This window comes from Gordonia sp. i37 (assembly GCF_002043085.1).
Taxonomy (GTDB): Bacteria; Actinomycetota; Actinomycetes; order Mycobacteriales; family Mycobacteriaceae; genus Gordonia; species Gordonia polyisoprenivorans.
In genome coordinates, this window is sequence record NZ_MVPX01000583.1 from 1 (window position 1) to 269 (window position 269).

General features: G+C 53.9%; 1 protein-coding gene. It reads left to right on the forward strand.

What is annotated here, in order from left to right; translation table 11 throughout:
- Positions 1–241: integrase core domain-containing protein (locus B1964_RS28220; protein ID WP_216354295.1), on the forward strand; the 241-nt coding region annotated here is incomplete at its 5' end.
- Between the last annotated feature and the right edge of the window lie 28 nt (positions 242–269).

Here is a 269-nt window from a genome sequence, read left to right on the forward strand (position 1 = left end):
GTTGCTGCGCTCGATGGGCGAGACCGGCATCTGCTGGGATAACGCCGGCGCAGAGTCGTTGTGGTCGACGGTCAAGCACGAATACTACAAGCGACACGCCTTCACCACTCGCGCGAATCTTACTGCAGGACTTGACAATTACATTCGATTCTACAATCATGACAGGAGGCACAGTTCGTTAGGGATGATCTCACCCATCGACTTCGAGATCAGCTCGCACGCAAGTCAGCAATCAAGCTAACCGTGTCCATTTTTTCGGGGGAACCCCA